Origin of the sequence: Burkholderia sp. SIMBA_062, assembly GCF_046534765.1 — a bacterium.
GTDB classification, from domain to species: domain Bacteria; phylum Pseudomonadota; class Gammaproteobacteria; order Burkholderiales; family Burkholderiaceae; genus Burkholderia; species Burkholderia ambifaria.
This window is the reverse complement of sequence record NZ_JAWRYD010000539.1, coordinates 1-242: the sequence shown is the minus strand read 5'-3', so window position 1 is coordinate 242 and position 242 is coordinate 1. Positions and strand designations below refer to the sequence as shown.

The following is a 242-nucleotide window of genomic DNA, read 5'->3' as shown; positions in this document are numbered from 1 at the left end:
CCCGGCGGCTACTCGGCCGCGTTCCGCTCAGCCGACCTCGGCATGAAGACAGTGCTGGTCGAACGCTACTCGACGCTCGGCGGCGTGTGCTTGAACGTCGGTTGCATCCCGTCAAAGGCGCTGCTGCACACGGCACTCGTCATCGACGAAGCCGCGGCGCTCGCTTCGCACGGCATCACGTTCGGCAAGCCGGAGGTCGATCTCGACAAGCTGCGCGACTTCAAGGGCGGCGTCGTCAAGAA

The 242-nt window shown here is 65.7% G+C and carries 1 protein-coding gene; it reads left to right on the top strand.

Going from position 1 to position 242, the window contains the following annotated elements; translation table 11 throughout:
* The coding region (locus SB786_RS37380) for an FAD-dependent oxidoreductase (protein ID WP_410731733.1) at window positions 1–242 on the top strand (242 nt) is incomplete at both ends.